The sequence below is a fragment of the Micromonospora sp. NPDC049679 genome (genome assembly GCF_040659735.1).
GTDB lineage: Bacteria > Actinomycetota > Actinomycetes > Mycobacteriales > Micromonosporaceae > Micromonospora_I.
In genome coordinates this window covers 104,722-123,987 of sequence record NZ_JBFANZ010000017.1, presented here as the reverse complement: position 1 = coordinate 123,987, position 19,266 = coordinate 104,722, and the positions used below count along the sequence as shown (strand labels likewise).

Genomic DNA, 19,266 nt, shown 5'->3' with positions numbered 1-19,266 from the left:
TCTTCCTCGTGTGGTGCTCGTACTTAGAAACACGCCGATTGCCATCAGATTGGTTGAGTGTATCCGGCCCCCGACCCCAACCTCACACTTCCTCGACGCTGCTCGGCTCACGCCGGGACAGGTCGATGCCGAGTTCTTCCGCGGCCCGGAAAACCTCGTCGTCGGTCTCGCGCATCTCAAGGGCCACGCCGTCGCTGGAGAGCACCTCTACGTTGAGGCAGAGCGACTGCAGTTCCTTGAGCAGCACCTTGAACGACTCCGGGATGCCCGGTTCGGGGATGTTCTCGCCCTTGACGATGGCCTCGTAGACCTTCACTCGGCCGAGGACGTCGTCGGACTTGATCGTCAGCAGCTCCTGCAGCGCGTAGGCCGCACCGTAGGCCTGCATCGCCCAGCACTCCATCTCGCCGAACCGCTGGCCACCGAACTGCGCCTTACCACCCAACGGCTGCTGGGTGATCATCGAGTACGGGCCGGTCGACCGAGCGTGGATCTTGTCGTCGACCAGGTGGTTCAGCTTCAGGATGTAGATGTATCCGACCGCGATCGGGTCGGGCAGCGGCTCGCCGGACCGGCCGTCGAACAACTGCGCCTTGCCGCTCGCACCGATCAGCTGCTTGCCGTCCCGGTTGGGCAGCGTGCTGCTGAGGAGACCGGAGATCTCCTCCTCCTTGGCGCCGTCGAAGACCGGCGTCGCCACATTGGTGTCGGGCTCGGACTCCTGCGCGTCGATCGCCCGCAGGGCCTTCTTCCAGTCCGCGTCGTCGCCTTCGACGTTCCAACCGGTCTTGGCCACCCAACCGAGGTGCGTTTCCAGCACCTGACCGATGTTCATTCGGCTCGGCACACCCAGCGGGTTGAGCACGATGTCGACCGGCGTGCCGTCCTCAAGGAACGGCATGTCCTCGACGGGCAGGATCTTGGAGATGACGCCCTTGTTGCCGTGACGGCCAGCGAGCTTGTCACCATCCTGGATCTTGCGCTTCTGGGCCACGTAGACCCGGACCAGCTCGTTGACGCCCGGCGGCAACTCGTCGCCGTCCTCGCGGGAGAACGTGCGGACGCCGATGACCGTGCCGGTCTCGCCGTGCGGCACCTTCAGGGAGGTGTCCCGGACCTCGCGCGCCTTCTCACCGAAGATCGCGCGGAGCAGCCGCTCCTCAGGGGTCAGCTCCGTCTCGCCCTTCGGCGTGACCTTGCCGACCAGGATGTCGCCGGGGACGACCTCGGCACCGATCCGGATGATGCCCCGCTCGTCGAGGTCGGCGAGCATTTCCTCGCTGACGTTCGGGATGTCGCGGGTGATCTCCTCCGGGCCCAGCTTGGTGTCGCGGGCGTCGACCTCGTGCTCCTCGATGTGAATCGAGGTGAGGGCGTCCTGCTGCACGAGGCGCTGCGACAGGATGATCGCGTCCTCGTAGTTGTGCCCCTCCCAGGTCATGAACGCGACGAGCAGGTTGCGCCCGAGCGCCATCTCGCCTTCGTCCGTGCAGGGACCGTCGGCGATGACCTGGCCGGCCTCGACGCGGTCGCCCTCGAAGACCACCGGCTTCTGGTTGACGCAGGAGCCGGAGTTGGAGCGGCGGAACTTGTGCAGCAGGTAGGTGCGGCGGTGACCGTCGTCCTGGTGCACTGTCACGTAGTCGGCGCACAGGTCCTCGACCACGCCACCGACCTCGGCGACGACGACGTCGCCGGCGTCGACCGCAGCCCGGTATTCCATGCCGGTGCCGACCAGCGGCGCCTCGGCCTTGACCAGCGGCACCGCCTGACGCTGCATGTTGGCGCCCATCAGGGCACGGTTGGCGTCGTCGTGCTCGAGGAACGGGATCATCGCGGTCGCGACCGACACCATCTGGCGCGGCGAGACGTCCATGTAGTCGACCGCCAACGGCGCGACGTAGTCGACCTCACCGCCCTTCCGGCGGACCAGGACGCGGTCCTCGGCGAACGCGCCATCGCTCTTCAGCGGCGCGTTGGCCTGGGCCTTGACGTAACGGTCCTCTTCGTCCGCGGTCAGGTAGTCGATCTGGTCGGTGGCCCGACCCTCGACGACCTTGCGGTAGGGCGTCTCGACGAAGCCGAACGGGTTGACCCGCGCGAACGTCGAGAGCGCGCCGATCAGGCCGATGTTCGGGCCTTCCGGCGTCTCGATCGGGCACATCCGTCCGTAGTGGGACGGGTGCACGTCGCGGACCTCGAAGCCGGCCCGTTCCCGGGACAGACCACCCGGGCCGAGCGCGCTCAGCCGGCGCCGGTGGGTCAGACCCGCCAGCGGGTTGGTCTGGTCCATGAACTGGGACAGCTGCGACGTGCCGAAGAACTCCTTGATCGCCGCAACCACCGGGCGGATGTTGATCAGGGTCTGCGGCGTGATCGCCTCGACGTCCTGCGTGGTCATCCGCTCACGGACAACCCGCTCCATACGGGAGAGACCGACCCGAACCTGGTTCTGGATCAGCTCGCCGACGGTGCGCAGACGACGGTTGCCGAAGTGGTCGATGTCGTCGGCCTCGTAGCCCTCCTCACCGGCGTGCAGCCGGCAGAGGTACTCGACCGTGGCGACGATGTCGTCCTCGGTCAGCGTGCCCGTGGTGATCGGGACGCCGACCTCGAGCTTCTTGTTGAACTTGTACCGACCGACCTTGGCGACGTCGTACCGCTTCGGGTTGAAGAAGAGGTTGTCGAGCAGGGTCTGGGCGTTCTCGCGCGTCGGCGGCTCACCGGGCCGCAGCTTGCGGTAGATGTCGAGAAGCGCCTCGTCCACCCCGGCGATGTGGTCCTTCTCCAGGGTGGTCATCATCAGCTCGGACCAGCCGAACCGCTCGCGGATCTGCTCAGCGGTCCAACCGATCGCCTTGAGCAGGACCGTGACGGCCTGCCGGCGCTTGCGGTCGATGCGGACACCGACGGTGTCGCGCTTGTCGATGTCGAACTCCAGCCAGGCACCCCGGCTGGGGATCACCTTCACGCTGGAGAGGTCGCGGTCGGAGGTCTTGTCCGGCTGCTTGTCGAAATAGACGCCCGGGGACCGGACGAGCTGACTGACCACGACGCGCTCGGTGCCGTTGATGACGAAGGTGCCCTTCGGCGTCATCATCGGGAAGTCACCCATGAACACCGTCTGGCTCTTGATCTCGCCAGTGGTGTTGTTGGTGAACTCCGCCGTCACGAACAACGGAGCGCAGTAGGTCAGGTCCTTCTCCTTGCACTCCTCGATCGAGGCCTTGACCTCGTCGAAGCGCGGTGCGGAGAAGGAGAGCGACATGGTGCCGGAGAAGTCCTCAATGGGACTGATCTCGTCGAGGATCTCCGCGAGACCCGAGCGTGCGTGCGGGTCGTTAGCCGACCGGCCCTGCCAAGACTCGTTGCCGACCAGCCAGTCAAACGACTCGGTCTGGATGGCAAGGAGGTTGGGGACCTCGAGGTGTTCGGTAATCCTGCCGAATGAAATTCGGCGGGGAGCGAAAGCGCTCGACGTACGACTGGTCTTCGCAGGGCGGGAAGCTGCCAAGATGCGTCCTTCCGAGGACCGGTGCTGCAAAACGGCTGTTACGCGTGCACTCCAATGGACCCCACTCCAAATATCCAGGTTCGGACATTCCGGGCAGGGGTCAAGTCGGAAGGCAGCGCAAACTAGCAGTGTAGCCGCACGGCTAACCGCTGTCCAGCCCGCCCCCGCAGGGCGCTGCGGAACGTGCCGGGCGCACCTGACCGGTGCTGCCGGGCCGCTCAGAACGCGGCGCTCCCCGCTGGGCTTCCCCGGGTCGGGACGGCGGCAGTGTCGCCGCTGCCATACCCAAGCGATGGCCGTTGCAAGCGTGGAAGGTCTTGCTGATGTCAGGGTGCCTGGACGCAGGGGCCGCGTCAAGGGTTGGCGCGCGGGTCGCGCTCACGTCTTTCAACCGGATTCCGTGACGGCTCTCAGGCGTGTCCCCCGAGGCACGCCGCCAACGCCCTGATGACCGGGGTACGCCGGGCGCGCCGACGCAGAAGCGGGCGGCGATCCGGTGCCGGATCGCCGCCCGCTTGGACGCAGTGTGCGTCAGCTCACTTGAGCGTGACCTTCGCGCCCTCGGCCTCGAGCTTGGCCTTCGCCTTGTCGGCGGTCTCCTTGTTGGCCTTCTCCAGGATCGCCTTCGGCGCGGCCTCAACCACGTCCTTGGCCTCCTTGAGGCCCAGGCCGGTCAGCTCACGCACGACCTTGATGACCTGGATCTTCTTGCCGCCGTCGCTCTCGAGGATGACGTCGAACTCGTCCTTCTCCGGCTCGGCCTCGGCCGGCGCGGCACCCCCACCGGCGGCCGCGACGGCGACCGGCGCGGCGGCGGTGACCTCGAAGGTGTCCTCGAACTGCTTCACGAACTCGGAGAGCTCGATCAGCGTCATCTCCTTGAACGCGTCAAGCAGCTCTTCGGTGCTGAGCTTCGCCATGTTTGGCGTCCTTTCCTCAATGTCTGTGTATGACTGGTGTTACGCCGGGGCGGGCCACGCTATGCGGCCTGCTCCTCCTGCTCGCGCTTCTTGTCCTGCAGGGCAGCGGCCGTACGCACGGCCTTCGACAGCGGCGCCTGGAGCACGGCCGCGGCCTTGCTCAGGTTGGCCTTCATCGCGCCGGCCAGCTTGGCCAGCAGAACCTCACGGGACTCGAGGTCAGCAAGCTTGGTGACCTCCGCCGCCGTGATCGCCTTGCCCTCGAACACGCCGCCCTTGATGACGAGCAGCGGGTTGGCCTTCGCGAAATCACGCAGGCCCTTCGCCGCCTCAACGACATCGCCGGAGACGAAGGTGAGCGCGGTAGGACCGGTGAACAGCTCGTCGAGGCCGTCGATACCAGCCTCCGCCGCAGCCCGCTTGGCCAGAGTGTTCTTCGCGACCCCGTAGGTCGCGGTCTGGCCCAGCGCACGCCGCAGCTGGGTGAGCTGCGCGACCGTGAGGCCGCGGTACTCGGTCAGCACGGTGGCGCCGGAGTTACGGAAGTTCTCGGTGAGCTCGGCGACGGCACTGGCTTTGTCGGCCCGAATCGGCTTGTCCGCCATGTCCCTCCTCTCTCGTTGCTCCAGGCTGGCTACCTTCTCGGTAATGACCCCGCGGCAACGAAAAACGCCCCGGCGCAGGGCGCACGGGGCGGAGGCGGTCAAATGGATACGACCGACACGCTTTACCGTTTCCCCTGCGCGGGCCGCCCGTCGAAACGGGGCCTTCAACCGTGCCGGGGCACGGTGACCAGCGGTCTCTGGTGGTTACGATCCTCGCCTGACCCGGGAGCCAGACGCGATGTGAAGAGTACGCGACACGGGCGTCGTCGCCAAATCACGGGCGGTGCAGGCCGACGTCACGCGCGGGTCCGGCGCATCCAGCCGTACGCGGAGAGCGCCGCGGCGCTCCACACCAGCGCCTGGATCGTCAACATCGCCACCGTCGCGGCGGTCGGCTCGGCCGTCAGGGTCCGGGCGGTGGGCATCAGCGGCGGCACCAGCCAGGGGACGATCGAGCCCTTCATCCCGAAGACGATGGCCGCCACCGAGCCACCCACCAGCACCAGGACGCCGTATCGCACGCTGCCGGTCGCCGCGCGGGTGGCCAGCGCGCCGAGCGCGACGGCTGCGGGGAGCGCGAGCAGGTGGGCCCAGACGCCGAGCGCGATCCCCTCCCCCAGCGGAAGGTCGCCGGCCTGCTGAGGGCCGGTGACCCCACCGACGACCCAGGGCAGGATCAGCCCGATCAGCACGGTCACGGATCCGGCGACCGCGGCGGCGAGCAGTCCGGCCGCCAGTTCCCGGCGGCGGGTGCCGGCGGCGACCACCGCGAGCCGCCGTTGCACGTCCGGCTCGGCGTCGAGCAGCAGCTTGCTCTGCCAGGCCAGCACGGGGAAGAGAACCACGGCGGAGACGCCGTACGCCTCACCGACCTGCGCGTGCCCACCCCCGTAGAGCACGCCGAGCACGACCAGGCCGGCGATCAGGGGCGCGAACGCCCGGCCGGTGCGGACGAACCCGACGAGCCGCATCCACAGCAACGCCGTCACGGCACCTCCTGCTGGCGGACGCCCGCATCCTGGCGGATCCCGAGCACGTGGTGACCGGCGGCGCGCAACGCCGCGACCGTGCCGGCCGCGCTCGCGGAGGGGACCGCGAGCTCCACCACGCAGATGTCCCCATTCCCCACCGGTGTCGCCGCCGAGACCCGCCCGTCGGCGACCGTCCAGCGGATCGCGTGCGGTAACCGGGCCGTCTCCGCTCGGTGATCGCTGACGAGCACAATGCCACCGGCGGCGATCACCTCCCGCACAAGCTCCGGCACCAGCTCGCGGGTGGGGGCGTCGAGCCCTTCCCAGGGCTCATCGAGAATCAGCAGGCCGGGTCGGCGGAGCAACGCCTGCGCCAGGCCGACCTTCTGCGCGGTGCCCTTCGACAGGGCGGGCAGTTTGACGTCCCGGTAAGCGGTCAGCCCCAGCCGCTCCGTCCAGCCGTCGAACGCGGCGGCGCGCCCGAGGCCGCGCAGTCGCGCCATCGCGCCCAGGTACTGCCGGACCGTGAACGGCTGGTCGGCGGGAAACCGCTCGGGGACCCAGCCGGTGAGCGCCGGCCGCTCCCGAAACGTCCCCCGGTTCGGCCGGAGAACGCCCGCCGCGAGCTGCAGCAGCGTTGACTTGCCGACGCCGTTGCGCCCCAGAACCACGACGACCTGGCCCGGCTCGACAGTGACCGCGACTTCGCGCAACACCCACGCGCCGCGCCGACCGTAGCGGAACCACACGTCATCCAGTCGCACGGGCCGAGCCTGCCACAGAAACGACGACCGGGGCGTCCCCAGGTGGGGGCGCCCCGATCGTCAGGATGTGCGTCGTACTCAGGCCTCGGTCGCACCCTCGGTGAGGTTCTTGACCATGTTGGGGTCGACCGGGACACCCGGGCCCATCGTCGTGGTCAGGGTGATCTTCTTGAGGTACTTGCCCTTCGCGGCCGATGGCTTCGCACGCAGCACCTCGTCCAGCACCGCGGCGTAGTTCTCGATCAGCTGCGCCTCGGGGAACGAGGCCTTACCGATGATCAGGTGCAGGTTGGAGTGCTTGTCCACGCGGAACGTGATCTTACCGCCCTTGATGTCCGAGACGGCCTTGGTGACGTCCATGGTCACCGTGCCGGTCTTCGGGTTCGGCATGAGACCGCGCGGGCCCAGGATCCGCGCGATCCGGCCGATCTTGGCCATCTGGTCGGGCGTGGCGATCGCCGCGTCGAAGTCGAGCCAGCCCTCCTGAATCCGGGCGACCAGCTCGTCGGTCCCCACCTCGTCAGCACCGGCGGCGGCGGCCTCTTCGGCCTTCGCGCCAGCGGCGAACACGATCACGCGGGCGGTCTTACCGGTGCCGTGCGGCAGGTTGACCGTGCCGCGGACCATCTGGTCCGCCTTACGCGGGTCGACGCCGAGGCCCATCGCGACCTCGACCGTGGCGTCGAACTTGACGTTGGTGGTTTCCTTGGCCAGCTTGACCGCCTCGGCGGGGCTGTAGAACTTCGACCGGTCGATCTGGTCGAATGCCTTGCGGTAGTTCTTGCTGCGTGGCATGTCGTGCACTCCTGTGGTCATTGGCGGGCCGCGCGTCGCGCGTGCCCTCCCACGATTTCTTCTTGCTTGGTCTTGCTCTTGATCTAAGGCCGGTGCCGGGTTCCAGTTGGTCTCCGGCAAGGCCGCCGGGAGCGCCGCGTGCTATTGCACGCAAGCGACCGAGAACGCCGCCGGAGGGCGACCGGGACTACGCCCTACTCCTTGACGGTGATGCCCATTGAGCGCGCGGTGCCGGCGATGATCTTCTCCGCCTGGTCGAGGTCGTTGGCGTTGAGGTCCGACATCTTCTTCTCGGCGATCTCACGCAGCTGCGCCCGGGTCACCGAACCGACCTTGTCGGTCTGCGGCACGCCGGAACCCTTCTGCACACCGGCGGCCTTGATCAGCAGGCGCGCGGCGGGCGGGGTCTTCAGCACGAAGGTGAAGGAGCGGTCCTCGTAGACGCTGATCTCCGCGGGGACGATGTCGCCCCGCTGCGCCTCGGTCTGCGCGTTGTAGGACTTGCAGAACTCCATGATGTTGACGCCGTGCTGACCGAGCGCCGGGCCGACCGGCGGCGCCGGAGTGGCCTGGCCCGCCGGCAGCTGAAGCGTGAACGTCTTGACGAGCTTCTTCTTCGGAGGCATGTCTCTTCCTGGGGCTTGATCTGGTGGATTTCACCTGACGTTGCCCGGAGGGCGCGCACGGTCAGCGCGGCCTGCGGGCCGACGTTCTAGGGTAGCGCAGTCTCCCAGCGGGATATTTCCCGAGGTCGTTACGGCGCCACGGCACTCAAGGGCCTCAGATCTTGGCGACCTGGTTGAAGTTGAGCTCGACGGGGGTTTCCCGACCGAAGATCGACACCAGCACCTTGAGCTTCTGCTGATCGGCGTTGATCTCGCTGATCGTGGCGGGCAGCGACGCGAAGGCACCGTCGGTGACGGTGACGGAGTCGCCGACCTCGAAGTCGAGGACCTTGATCTCCGGCTTCGCCTTCTTCTGCTCGGCGGTCTCGGCCGCCGGCGCGAGCCACTTCAGCACCTCGTCGAGGGAGAGCGGCGCCGGGCGGTCGGCCCGGTCGGTCGCCCCGACGAAGCCGGTGACTCCCGGGGTGTTGCGCACGCAGGAGTAGGACTCCGCGGTGAGCTCCATCCGAACGAGGATGTAGCCCGGGAAGACCTTGTTCTGCACCTGCAGGCGCTTGCCGTTCTTGACCTCGACCTCTTCGCGGGTCGGCACCTCGACCTGGTAGATGAACTCTTCCATGTCGAGGCTCGTGATCCGGGTCTCGAGGTTGGTCTTGACCTTGTTCTCGTAACCGGCGTACGAGTGCACCACGTACCAGTCGCCGGGCGCGTAGCGCAGCTTCTGCCGCAGCTCCGCCACCGGGTCGTAGTCCTCGTCGGGCTCCGGCTCCGCGACGGGCGCGAAATCCGGCTCGCTGGCGGCCTCGACCGACTCGTCAGTGGCCGCCGTCGCCACCGGGGACTGCTGCTCCTCGGCGGTATCGGCGGTCTCGTCGTACTCAGGCACGCTTGCTCACTTCCGTCACGTCAGCTTTTGTTACCGAAGACCCACAGCACGCCCTTGGCGAACCCGAAGTCCAGGACAGCCACGATCGTCAACATCACGGTGACGAACGCGACCACCACGGCGGTGTAGGTCAGCAGCTCCTTGCGGGTCGGCCAGATGACCTTACGCAGTTCGGCCACGACCTCGCGGATGAACCGGATGATGCGGCCGAAGAAACCGACGCGCTCCGTGTCCCTCTTCGCCTTGGCCTTGTCGTCCTCGACGTCCGCCCTGCGGCGGGCGCGGGTGGCCGTGCCGCCGCGCGAAACCGGCTCTTCGTCGGCGTCGTCGTCGACAGCGCCGTCGAACGCCTCGTCATCGAGGCGGTCGTCCGCAGCGTCCTCGCCGCGCCGATTGCTCTCGGCCACTTCGCCCTCCGTCGCGGGGGTGGTTGGTTCGCACGTCGGGTGGACGCGCGCTGCGCAGGTCACGCCGGTCGCCCGCACCATTTCCGGGGCGAGCCGCGGCCGGCGGAGCCGACGGAGATCACCGGACCGGCGCAGTGGCGCCCGAACGGCCTCCGCCGAACGCCACCACCACGGGACGGGCGCCGCGACGAGCGGCACCGACCCCCGGGGCCGGTCAGGCCTTAGGCGCAGGGGTGACAGGACTTGAACCTGCAGCCTGCGGTTTTGGAGACCGCTGCTCTGCCAATTGAGCTACACCCCTGTGCGGGGACAGGTGATCCCACTCAACCGTGCACGACTGAGCGGGGGTGACTACCCCACGGCGGACCAGTGTACGGGTAGACGCCCGACTTTCCCAACCGGTCCGCCGCACTTCGCCGGAGCACTCCGGCCAACGCCGCGACGTACTGCGCCACGGCCGGCCATCACGACATCCGGACGGTGGCCCGCGCCTGCGCCAGCACCTTTTCGCCGTGGCAGGTCGCGGTCAGGTCCAGCTGGGTCAGACCGTCCTCCGTGACGCCCTTCACGACCGCACGGACCTCGATTTCCGTGCCCTCGTCGTCGTCGGGCACCACGACCGGGCGGGTGAACCGGACACCGTACTCGACCACCGCGTCGGCGGCGCCCGCCCACTCGGTCACCGCCCGGCCGACCAGGCCCATGGTGAACATGCCGTGCGCGATCACACCAGGCAGCCCGACCTTCGTCGCAAAGCGGTCGCTCCAGTGGATCGGGTTGAAATCGCCCGAGGCTCCGGCGTAGCGGACCAGGTCCGCCCGCGTGATTCGGAAGGTCTTCACCGGCAGTTCCATGTCAGCCTTCCCCCCGTACGACGATCTTCGACCAGACCGTGACCACCGGCTCGCCGGCTACGGTCGCGACCTCGGTGCGCGTGGTCAGGAAGTCGTGACCGCCGCGCGAGGTGATGTCCTCCACGGTGTTGACGCAGACCAGTTCGTCGCCGGCGACGACGGGACGGGTGTACGCGAAGCGCTGGTCACCGTGGACGACCCGGCTGTAGTCGACGCCGAGGACGGGGTCCTCGATGATCTGCCGGCTGGCGGCCATGGTGAGCACCACCGGGAAAGTGGGCGGCGCCACCACGTCGGCGTGGCCACGCGCGCGGGCGGCCTCGGGGTCGTGGTGTGCGGCGTCGGTCGCGCCGATCGCCGTGGCGAACTCACGGATCTTCTCGCGCCCCACCTGGTAGGGGGCGGTCGGCGGGTAGCTCCGGCCGACGAAGGACGGGTCCAAGGGCATGCCGCGAAACTACACGTACAAGCAAAGATCGCCGCTTCGGCGGCGGAGGCGCGGTCGGACTGCGCTCCCGTCATCGAAACGGCGATCTGTGTGCTACTGCGCCGGCATTCGCCGGCGACGCTCAGCGGGTCTCGCGGTGGATCGTGTGCTTGCCGTCCCGGGGGCAGAACTTCTTCAGCTCGATGCGGTCCGGGTCGTTACGGCGGTTCTTACGCGTGATGTAGTTGCGCTCCTTGCACTCCACACACGCCAAAGTGATCTTGGGACGGACGTCGGTCGCCTTGGCCACGGCGGGGTGCCTTCCTCGCTAACGGATTCAACTACGACGTGACAGCGTAGACGCTAACCACGCGGACACGCAAAGTGGGCGCCATTTGGCGCCCCTCGCTTCAATCTCCGGGAACGCTCCCGATGATCGACAGTAGCGGTGGCCGGACTTGAACCGGCGACACAGCGATTATGAGCCGCTTGCTCTACCAACTGAGCTACACCGCTGTGGGCGGGTCTAAGTTGACCCTTTGAGCCCCCTTACGGAATCGAACCGTAGACCTTCTCCTTACCATGGAGACGCTCTGCCGACTGAGCTAAGGGGGCTTGCGCGATCTCCCTGAGGGCGCGCACGGGTAAGAGTACACGGCGATCGGCGCTAGGTGAAATCAGGTTCCCCGCGCGCTGCGGAGCAGCCGCTACGGCACCGCGCGGAGACGGCGGACCTCGGCCGACAACGCCGATTCCGGCTCCGTCTGCGCCTCGTACCAGGCGGCCAACCGCTCGTACGGCAGCGGACGGCTGAACAGGAAGCCCTGCCCGATCTGACAGCCGATGTCCTGCAGCAGCTCCAGCGTGAGCTCACTCTCGACACCTTCGGCCACCACCGTCAGGCCGAACTGCTGAGACAGCGTCACCACGGCGTTGACGATGGCCAGGTCACCCGGGTCGGTCGCCATCCCCTGCACAAAGGAGCGGTCGACCTTCACCTCGTTCACCGGCAGGCGGCGAAGGTACGAGAGGGACGAGTAGCCGGTGCCGAAATCGTCGACGGACAGCCGTACGCCGAGGTCCCGCAACCGGCGCAGCGTGGGCATGGGACGGTCCGTGCCGTCGAGGACGCCCTCTTCCTTGATTTCGAAGGTCAACCGCTCCGGTGGCACACCGAATTCGCCGAGCAACTCCTCGACGCGGTTGGGGAAATGCGGATCGTTGAGGGTGCGGGCCGACAGGTTGACGGCGACCGAGAGCGCGTCGTGGCGGACCTCCCAGTCCCGGCACCGCCGCAGCCCTTCCTTGAGTACCGCCTCCGTCAGCTTGCTCAGCTGCCCGGTGTGCTCCGCGACCGCGACGAAGTCCTCCGGCGAGACCGCCCCGTGCGACGGGTGTTCCCAGCGCGCCAGGCACTCCACCCCAACCAGCCGCCGGTCACCGAGCGTGACCTTTGGTTGGAAGTAGACCTCCAGCTCGTCGTTGTCCAGGGCCCGGCGGAGATCGCCGGCGAGACCGAGCCGGCGCACCGAACGCGACTCCAGACCGGGGTTGAAGAGCTGGACGCTGCCGGGCATCGTCTTGGCGGCCGTCGCGGCCAGGTCGGCCCGCTGCAGCAGGGTCGCCGGGTCGCTGCCGTGATCCGGGTGTACGACCACACCGACCGCCGTGTCGACGTCGAGGGTGAGCGTGCCGAAGATCATTTGGTCGCGGATCTGCTCCCGCAACTCCGCCGCGAGGTCCATGGCCGTGTCCGCGTTCTCGGCGCGCAGAGTCACCACGAACTCGTCGCTGCCCAGTCGGCCGACGAGTGCGGACGATGGCGCCGAGGCGCGCAGTCGCCGGGCCACCTCGACCAGGACCTGGTCACCGGCGGCGTGGCCGAGCGACTCGTTGACCTGGCGCAGCCCGTCCACATCGAAGAGGAGCACGGCGACGACCTCGCCCGGCGCGCGGACGGTGACCGACTCCTCCAGCGCCGCCGTGATGCGGCGGCGGTTGGGCAACCCGCTCAGCCCGTCATGCGCCGCGTCATGGCGGAGCCGGTCCACCAGGCGCGAGTTCTCCACCGCCACCGCCGCGTGTGCGGCGACCGCCTCGAGGAGTCGTACGTCGCCCGGACCGAAGTGTGTCAGGTCGCCGAGTCGGCCGGAGACCTCCAGGCAGCCGATCACCGCCGAGCCCGCCTTGAGCGGCACCGCGATCGCGTCCTTGGCGCCCGACTCCAGCAGGTGCTCGCGTAGCTGCGCGTCGCCGAACTTCGCGCCGACCGCGACCGTCTCCCCGGTCTCCATGACCCGCCTGCGCAGCGTGTCCGGGGTTCCCGCGACGTCCACCAGGCCCCGGTCATCCACCCGTGCGGAGAGGAGCACCTCGGGATAGCGACCCAGCACCGGCATCCACAACGTGGCGTACTCCGCCTGGAGCAACTCCCGGACCCGACCGAGCAGCACATCCGGCAGCGTGCCGTCGTGGGGCGTGTCGGCGATCGCCCGGGTCAGGTCGTAGATCTCGCTCAGCGTCCGGTGCTGGCGCAGGAACTGCGCGTAGGCCCGGTAGGCGACCACGAAGAAGCTCGCCAGAGCCGCCAGGATGAACACCGACCAGACCCCGCCTTGGTCCACCACCACGAGCACCAGAAGGCCGATCGTGGTGTTGATGCCGGCCACGACGAGACCGGGGACAGCTGTACGGGCCAACTCGCGGCTGGAGATCCGCCCTTGGACGAGGGTGATCACCCCGACGACGCCTGCCAGGGTGACCAGCACATTGATGCCGACCGCGCCGGACAGCACCAGCCAGGTGCGGGGTGAAGCGCCCTGCAGCGGACCGGCCGCGAACACCAGCACGCAGGCGAGCGCAGCTCCGGCCGCATGGCTCGCCGTGTTGAAGCAGAGCTTGATGGGCGGGACCCGACGGTGTGTCTGGGCGACCACGGAACCCAACACGCGGACCAGGATCAGCGTGAGCGGGGGCAGGAAGAAGAGCCCCAGCAGGAACGGAATCTCGACCAGCGTGACGGAGAACGCCTGCCGGCGCACCTCGAACATGAGGACGACGGAGCTGGCGGAGACGAACAGCACGAAGAAGAGCAGGCCGATCGCCCACTCCCCCGCAGCCTGTGGATGCTCCACCATGAGCGCGACGGCGCTCACGATGGCCACCAACGCCAAAGGCCCGGTTATCAACCAGGCAAGATCCGGAGACCGGCGGGGGAGATTCCTCTGGGTGGCCACCTTCGTCCTCAGCGACGGGCGCCGTCGCGGTGCGCGAAAGCTCGACCTAGTTCCAGTCGAAGTCCATCGTGGTGAGTTCGGGCTGCTTGTCCGAAGAGTCGAACCCGTCTCCGAACTCCGCCTGGCCGGTCACCACGGAACCGCCGACGCCACTGACGTTGGCCAGACCGGCAACGGCCAAGAGGCCGACTCCAAGGGCGACGAACATTGCCGCTCGCCCGACCCAGCGGCCGATCCCGCGTGCAGGCATCAGGTTGCTCCCGTCAGAGGCTAAAAGGTGAATCGAACAGTTGAGGGTAGGGATGATGCTGCCACACCGACCCGCCTAAGCCCATACGCAGAATGCCCGAGAGAGCCCTCTGCAGCGAGATCCAACCAATCGGATGAGGCCGACTTTAACAATCACTTGGGTAAGTCCTTTTCGCCCCATTACTTCCTTCGCACCTTGATCGAAGCGACTCACCAGCCCCAACCGCAACGAAAGCCACCCCGCAGGGTCCGCCGGTCGATGCCCCGGCGGCCACGTCCGATTACGCCCCTGGGCAACCCGATCATGGCCGCTCGACGACGCCGCGCGGTCGGCGGTCCGCGGTGGCTCGCAGCCGTCCGTTCACCGACGCGCACCGCGACCGCTCCGCCCGCCGCTCCCGACAACGCGCCCCGAACCGACATCGACAGCCGAGGGCGGCACAGATGATCAAGTCCGCTGACCCGTTCGGCATTTGAGGGACATACGGGCGTCGCGCACGTTCGTGACGGCGAGGCGCCCGTGCTGGGGCGACGGGCGACGCTCAACTACCTAGCTCCCCGAACGCGGGCGCGCCGGCACGCCGACGGCCTACGGCGGCCCTGGCACCGGCCGGGACATCGCAGCAGAACGGACAACCAATGTCATGCGGCCGGTTGTGACTGGTGAAGCGTCCGTCGCCGGCGGGCGACCACAACTGCGATGACCAAGCCGCCGACGACGCCGCCCAAGACCATCATCACCGTAGCGATAGCGGTGTCCGAAAGCGGAAGACCGACTGTTGCCATACGGAAGAATCTGGTGTGGCGGAGATCGTAGGACCAGGGGGCGTCCCCGATGCTCAGCGCCGACGTCGCGCCGGAGCCCCGACAGACGATGTCGTACGTGCCCGCGGGACTACCGAGCATCGTCGAGACCCCTCGCCATCGTTCGCCGTCGACGGTGAGTTCATACACATCGAACAGTGAGGCTTCCGATTGCATCGAGGCGAGTCGCACATCCTGCGTCGCGGACTCACACCACACATCCGGAAAACCGTTCGGCCCTTCCTTCGCCCACACCATCCGCGGCGACGAAGGATGCATCTGTACGGTCACCGACTGCCCCGGCGCGAATCCCTGGCCCAGGCTTCCGGCGGGCGCCAGGAGCAGCATTGTTGATCACCGCGTGCCTCGACGGATCGGACGATGAGTACACCATCGCCAAGCCGAAAGGCGGTCACCCGTCTTTCCGCTGTTGTCGTCGAGCCAGTTCCGGCGAGAGGCCGCGCAGGCGATCGTTCGCCGCCCACTCAGCGAGGAGATCGCCCAGCGGGCACCTCGTACGCAGGCTGTTGAAGTCCTACGAGCATGGGTGGGCCGACAAGCTACCCATTCCCCGTCCACGGGGTGCCGAGCGGCATGAGGTCGCGGATTGACACGCTTTCGCTCCGGCCAGGGTTGGCATGATCACTCTGATGTCTGGGCGGTCGTCGAACAAGCACGTGACGATCTCGCCCGCACGGGCACATCAGGGGGAAACGCTGGGCTCGGCGCCAAGTCACCGCTGGCGGCAGCGTCTACAACCGGGATAGAGATTCCCACCAGCGAGCGACAGCGACCTCGACGTATGTGACACAGCCAGCGAGATCGGGCGGGCAGAGCGGGACTGAGTGAGACTCATGAAAGAGGCCCCCGACCGGCATCTCTGCTGGTCAGGGGCCGCTCTCGCACCTGGTGGCGGGTAGAGGATTCGAACCTCTGAAGCTTTCGCGACGGATTTACAGTCCGCTCCCATTGGCCGCTCGGGCAACCCGCCAGGGCGTGCCACCACGGATGAAACCGTGGCAGCGGAAGCAAGGATAGCGGTAGCACCGCCCCCACATGCAACCGGGTACGGTCGGGATGTCGGGCCGCTGTCACGTGGCCCGGGACATCTTCATATCGCCGGACAGCAGGAGCATGAGCATGGCAGCGAACCCGTCGTTCGACATCGTCAGCAAGGTCGACCGGCAGGAGATCGATAACGCCCTCCGCCAGACCGAGAAGGAGCTCTCCACGCGCTTCGACTTCCGCGGCACAGGCGCCGAGATCTCCTGGTCGGGCGAGGAAGCGGTCAGTCTCCAGGCCGAGACGGAGGAGCGGGTCAAGGCCGCGCTCGACGTCTTCAAGGAGAAGCTGGTCAAGCGGAACATCTCGCTGAAGTCGCTGGACGCGGGTGAGCCCCGCTCGTCAGGCAAGACCTACAAGATCGACGGCAAGATCATCCAGGGCATCGACTCGGACAAGGCCAAGGCGATCAGCAAGAAGATCCGTGACGAGGGGCCGAAGGGCGTGCAGGCCCAGATCCAGGGCGACCAGCTCCGGGTCACCGGCAAGAAGAAGGACGACCTTCAGGCGATCATCACCCTGCTGAAGCAGGAGGACTTCGGGGTCGCCCTGCAGTTCACCAACTACCGGTAAGACCTGTCGCGGTAGCGGTCACGGCCGAAAGCTGACCAGAACGATCGGCTTTCGGCCCCTGCTCCGCGTACCTCGATTTTCAGATCAGTTCGGCGGCGAGCGCCTGCTCGACGTTGACCGCGGCGCGCGCCTCGGCACGGGCGATCGAACCGGTCGGCAGCGCGGCCACGACCGCCGCGACGCCGACCGCCGCGCCGGCGAGGAGGAACGCCCACGGCACGCCGCCGGGACGATCCACGATGATGCCGGCGAGCGCTCCGCCGCCCGCGCTGGCCGCGACCGCGACCGTGACAACCCACGTGTACGCCTCGTTCAGCATGCTGCCCGGAGCGATCCGGCCGACCATGGTGTTCTCGAGCGTCAACGCGGGCGCGATCACGGCACCGCCGATGATCAGGGCGATGCCGAGCGCGACCGGGTTGGGCATCGCCGCGAACACGACGAACGTGCCGGCGACCGCGGCTAGCAGCGCGGCGAACTGACGCGGCATGTTCCTCGCCGACGGGCGGGTGCCGAACCAGATGCCGCCGATGGCACTGCCGACACCCCACACGGCGAGCAGAACACTCGCGAGACCTTCCGAATCGCCGGGACGCTGCGCCGCGGCGTACGCGGGGACGGTGACGCCGGCGGCGCCGAACGCGACCCCCAGGCCGCCGACGCAGAGCAGCAACGCGGGGAAGCCCTGCACCTTGAGCGGGCCCAACCCGCTGGCCTGCGCGTTGCGCGGATGCGGCTGCCAGCTCCGCATCGCCCGGCCGAACGCGACCGCGGCCGTGCCGAGGAGCGTCACCACGGCGGCGCCGATGAGCGCGGTGGCCGCGTCCGCGGCGAGCACGAACGCCGCGACGAGCAGCGGGCCGATCACGAAGACGACCTCGAAGAGCGAGGTCTCCGCGGCGAGGGCGGTGTTGCGCAGGCCGTACCGGCCGGTGGCGGGACCGGTCAGATCGTTCCAGGCGCCGCGGATGGCGGCGGTCAGCGGCGGGTACGTGGCACCGGCGGCCGCCGCGGCCAGGTAGATCACGGTGAGCGCGTCGGCACCGGACCGGCTGGCGAACAGCAGGCCGACGAGCGCGAGCGGGTGCGCCACGGCAGTCACCAGCAGCACCGGGGCGGGGCCGACGCGGTCGGCGATGCGGCCGGCGATCGGGCTGAGCGCCGCGCCGGCGAGCGCGTAGAGGCCACCGGCCACGGCGGCCAGCGCGTACCGCCCGGTGACGTTCTGCACGACGAGCAGCAGCGCCAGCGGGGTCATGCCGATGCCGAGGCGCCCGATGATCCCGGCGATGAGCAGCATCGGCGCTCCCGGGATCCGCCACACTCCCAGGTACTGCCGCAACGCGACCACTGCCACCGACCCCCTTGTAACGACCGACCCGCTATCAGACCCTAACGACGCGGAGGGTTCGGGCAATCGGGTTCTCGGACGAGTGGAAGCAGCGTCACAGCCCTTTACCGATCGAGGAAAACCCCGCCGATCAAGGAGAAATTCACACGAATGGAGATCGAACCGTGTGAACTCGTCCTTGATCGACGGGGTGCACCAGCGGGGGGCGGGGGTTAGCGCTGGAACTGGACGGGGCCCTGGGTGGCGGCCAGCTGCTGCAGTCGCAGGACCCGCTGCTCCATGGGCGGGTGGGTGGAGAAGAGTGCAGCGAGACCGCCGCCGCGCAGCGGGTTGTCGATCATCAGGTGCGCGGTGGTGGCAGCCGGACTGTCCGCGGGCAGCGGCATGCGCTGCGTACCGGCGTGGATCTTTCGCAACGCGCTGGCCAGCGCGAGCGGGTCGCCGGTCAGTCGGGCCCCCGACGCGTCCGCCTCATACTCGCGGTTCCGGCTGATCGCCAACTGGATGATCGTCGCGGCCAGCGGCCCGAGGATGAGCATCATCAGCATCACGGCCGGGTTGGGACGATCCTCGTCGTCACCGCCGCCGAGCGGGATGAACCACGCGAGGTTCGCCAGCGTGGTGATGATGCCGGCGAGCGAGGCCGCGACGCTGGAGATCAGGATGTCGCGGTTGTAGACGTGTGAGAGTTCGTGTCCGATCACCCCGCGCAGCTCGCGGTAGTCGAGGATCTGCGTGATCCCGTTCGTGACGCAGACCGCCGCGTTGGCCGGGTTGCGCCCGGTGGCGAAGGCGTTGGGCTGCGGGGTCGGACTGACATAGAGCCGGGGCATCGGCTGCCGCGCCTCGGTGGCCAGTTCGCGCACCATTTGATAGAGCGCCGGGTACTGCGCTTCGCTGACCGGTTGGGCTCTCATCGACCGCAGCGCGATCTTGTCGGACCAGAAGTAGGTGACACCGTTCATCACCAGTGAGATGAGCACGGCGATGACCAGGCCGGCGCTTCCGCCGAACCAGTAACCGACCGCGAGGATGATCGCAGTGAGCAGGCCGAGCAGAGCAGCCGTCTTGAGACCGTTGTGGTGGCGGTTCATGGTCACTCCTTGAGTACGCGAACCCGGGAGTCTGCGAACCCGGGAGTCCTCGACCGGTTCAACAATCTGCATACCCGCAACAATCCGGAAATAGCTGAAAGTTATCTGAGAATCGCGGCGAGCAACAT

18 protein-coding genes and 4 tRNA genes are annotated in these 19,266 nt (G+C 68.0%); 1 reads left to right on the top strand and 21 read right to left on the bottom strand.

Annotated features, from left to right (window positions below):
• Positions 1-82 precede the first annotated feature (82 nt).
• From AB0J06_RS13950 to AB0J06_RS13860, 19 genes are all read right to left on the bottom strand, one after another.
• A complete protein-coding gene (locus AB0J06_RS13950; protein WP_357428224.1) occupies positions 83-3,514 on the bottom strand; it encodes a DNA-directed RNA polymerase subunit beta in 3,432 nt (1,143 codons plus the stop codon).
• Between the two features lie 536 nt (positions 3,515-4,050).
• Positions 4,051-4,434: a 50S ribosomal protein L7/L12 gene (rplL, locus tag AB0J06_RS13945; RefSeq protein ID WP_357428222.1), complete on the bottom strand. Its 384-nt coding sequence runs from the start codon at positions 4,432-4,434 to the stop codon at positions 4,051-4,053.
• 59 nt (positions 4,435-4,493) lie between these two features.
• Entirely contained in the window at positions 4,494-5,039 is a 546-nt protein-coding gene (rplJ, locus tag AB0J06_RS13940; protein ID WP_357428220.1) for a 50S ribosomal protein L10, read from the bottom strand.
• A gap of 296 nt (positions 5,040-5,335) precedes the next feature.
• Positions 5,336-6,028, bottom strand: coding sequence for a hypothetical protein (locus AB0J06_RS13935; RefSeq protein ID WP_357428218.1), 693 nt, complete (start codon positions 6,026-6,028; stop codon positions 5,336-5,338).
• Complete coding sequence (locus tag AB0J06_RS13930) at positions 6,025-6,774, bottom strand: ABC transporter ATP-binding protein (protein ID WP_357428217.1); 750 nt, start codon at positions 6,772-6,774, stop codon at positions 6,025-6,027. The genes AB0J06_RS13935 and AB0J06_RS13930 overlap by 4 nt, the downstream gene beginning before the upstream one ends.
• Before the next feature lie 78 nt (positions 6,775-6,852).
• The gene (gene rplA / locus AB0J06_RS13925; RefSeq protein ID WP_357428215.1) at positions 6,853-7,569 is read right to left on the bottom strand and encodes a 50S ribosomal protein L1; all 717 of its coding nucleotides are present in this window, start codon (positions 7,567-7,569) and stop codon (positions 6,853-6,855) included.
• Positions 7,570-7,763: 194 nt separating this feature from the next.
• On the bottom strand, positions 7,764-8,195 hold the full coding sequence (gene rplK / locus AB0J06_RS13920) for a 50S ribosomal protein L11 (RefSeq protein WP_357428212.1): 432 nt from the start codon (positions 8,193-8,195) through the stop codon (positions 7,764-7,766).
• Between the two features lie 154 nt (positions 8,196-8,349).
• The gene (gene nusG, locus AB0J06_RS13915; protein WP_357428210.1) at positions 8,350-9,081 is read right to left on the bottom strand and encodes a transcription termination/antitermination protein NusG; all 732 of its coding nucleotides are present in this window, start codon (positions 9,079-9,081) and stop codon (positions 8,350-8,352) included.
• Positions 9,082-9,101: 20 nt separating this feature from the next.
• Positions 9,102-9,488, bottom strand: a complete 387-nt coding sequence (secE, locus tag AB0J06_RS13910; protein ID WP_357428208.1) for a preprotein translocase subunit SecE — start codon at positions 9,486-9,488, stop codon at positions 9,102-9,104.
• A 228-nt stretch (positions 9,489-9,716) separates the two neighbouring features.
• Positions 9,717-9,789 (bottom strand) — tRNA-Trp (locus tag AB0J06_RS13905).
• Between the two features lie 163 nt (positions 9,790-9,952).
• On the bottom strand, positions 9,953-10,342 hold the full coding sequence (locus tag AB0J06_RS13900) for a MaoC family dehydratase (RefSeq protein WP_357428206.1): 390 nt from the start codon (positions 10,340-10,342) through the stop codon (positions 9,953-9,955).
• 1 nt (position 10,343) lies between these two features.
• On the bottom strand, positions 10,344-10,790 hold the full coding sequence (locus tag AB0J06_RS13895; RefSeq protein WP_357428204.1) for a MaoC family dehydratase N-terminal domain-containing protein: 447 nt from the start codon (positions 10,788-10,790) through the stop codon (positions 10,344-10,346).
• A 121-nt stretch (positions 10,791-10,911) separates the two neighbouring features.
• Positions 10,912-11,079 carry a 50S ribosomal protein L33 gene (gene rpmG / locus AB0J06_RS13890; RefSeq protein WP_067301359.1) on the bottom strand — a complete coding sequence of 56 codons (168 nt, stop codon included), beginning with the start codon at positions 11,077-11,079 and terminating at the stop codon, positions 10,912-10,914.
• A 133-nt stretch (positions 11,080-11,212) separates the two neighbouring features.
• Positions 11,213-11,285, bottom strand: a tRNA-Met gene (locus tag AB0J06_RS13885).
• Positions 11,286-11,311: 26 nt separating this feature from the next.
• A tRNA-Thr gene (locus tag AB0J06_RS13880) sits at positions 11,312-11,384 on the bottom strand.
• Positions 11,385-11,476: 92 nt separating this feature from the next.
• Positions 11,477-13,906: a sensor domain-containing phosphodiesterase gene (locus tag AB0J06_RS13875; protein ID WP_357428242.1), complete on the bottom strand. Its 2,430-nt coding sequence runs from the start codon at positions 13,904-13,906 to the stop codon at positions 11,477-11,479.
• A 145-nt stretch (positions 13,907-14,051) separates the two neighbouring features.
• Positions 14,052-14,186, bottom strand: a complete 135-nt coding sequence (locus AB0J06_RS13870) for a hypothetical protein (RefSeq protein WP_357428202.1) — start codon at positions 14,184-14,186, stop codon at positions 14,052-14,054.
• A gap of 710 nt (positions 14,187-14,896) precedes the next feature.
• Entirely contained in the window at positions 14,897-15,406 is a 510-nt protein-coding gene (locus AB0J06_RS13865; RefSeq protein ID WP_357428200.1) for a hypothetical protein, read from the bottom strand.
• 559 nt (positions 15,407-15,965) lie between these two features.
• Positions 15,966-16,049: transfer RNA gene (locus AB0J06_RS13860), tRNA-Tyr, on the bottom strand.
• A gap of 149 nt (positions 16,050-16,198) precedes the next feature.
• On the opposite strand from AB0J06_RS13860, the gene AB0J06_RS13855 reads away from it, so the two are divergent.
• Positions 16,199-16,693: a YajQ family cyclic di-GMP-binding protein gene (locus AB0J06_RS13855; RefSeq protein WP_357428198.1), complete on the top strand. Its 495-nt coding sequence runs from the start codon at positions 16,199-16,201 to the stop codon at positions 16,691-16,693.
• Positions 16,694-16,772: 79 nt separating this feature from the next.
• On the opposite strand, the gene AB0J06_RS13850 is transcribed toward AB0J06_RS13855, so the two are convergent.
• On the bottom strand, positions 16,773-18,044 hold the full coding sequence (locus AB0J06_RS13850) for an MFS transporter (RefSeq protein WP_357428240.1): 1,272 nt from the start codon (positions 18,042-18,044) through the stop codon (positions 16,773-16,775).
• Positions 18,045-18,256: 212 nt separating this feature from the next.
• Complete coding sequence (htpX, locus tag AB0J06_RS13845; RefSeq protein ID WP_357428196.1) at positions 18,257-19,138, bottom strand: zinc metalloprotease HtpX; 882 nt, start codon at positions 19,136-19,138, stop codon at positions 18,257-18,259.
• Positions 19,139-19,266 lie beyond the last annotated feature (128 nt).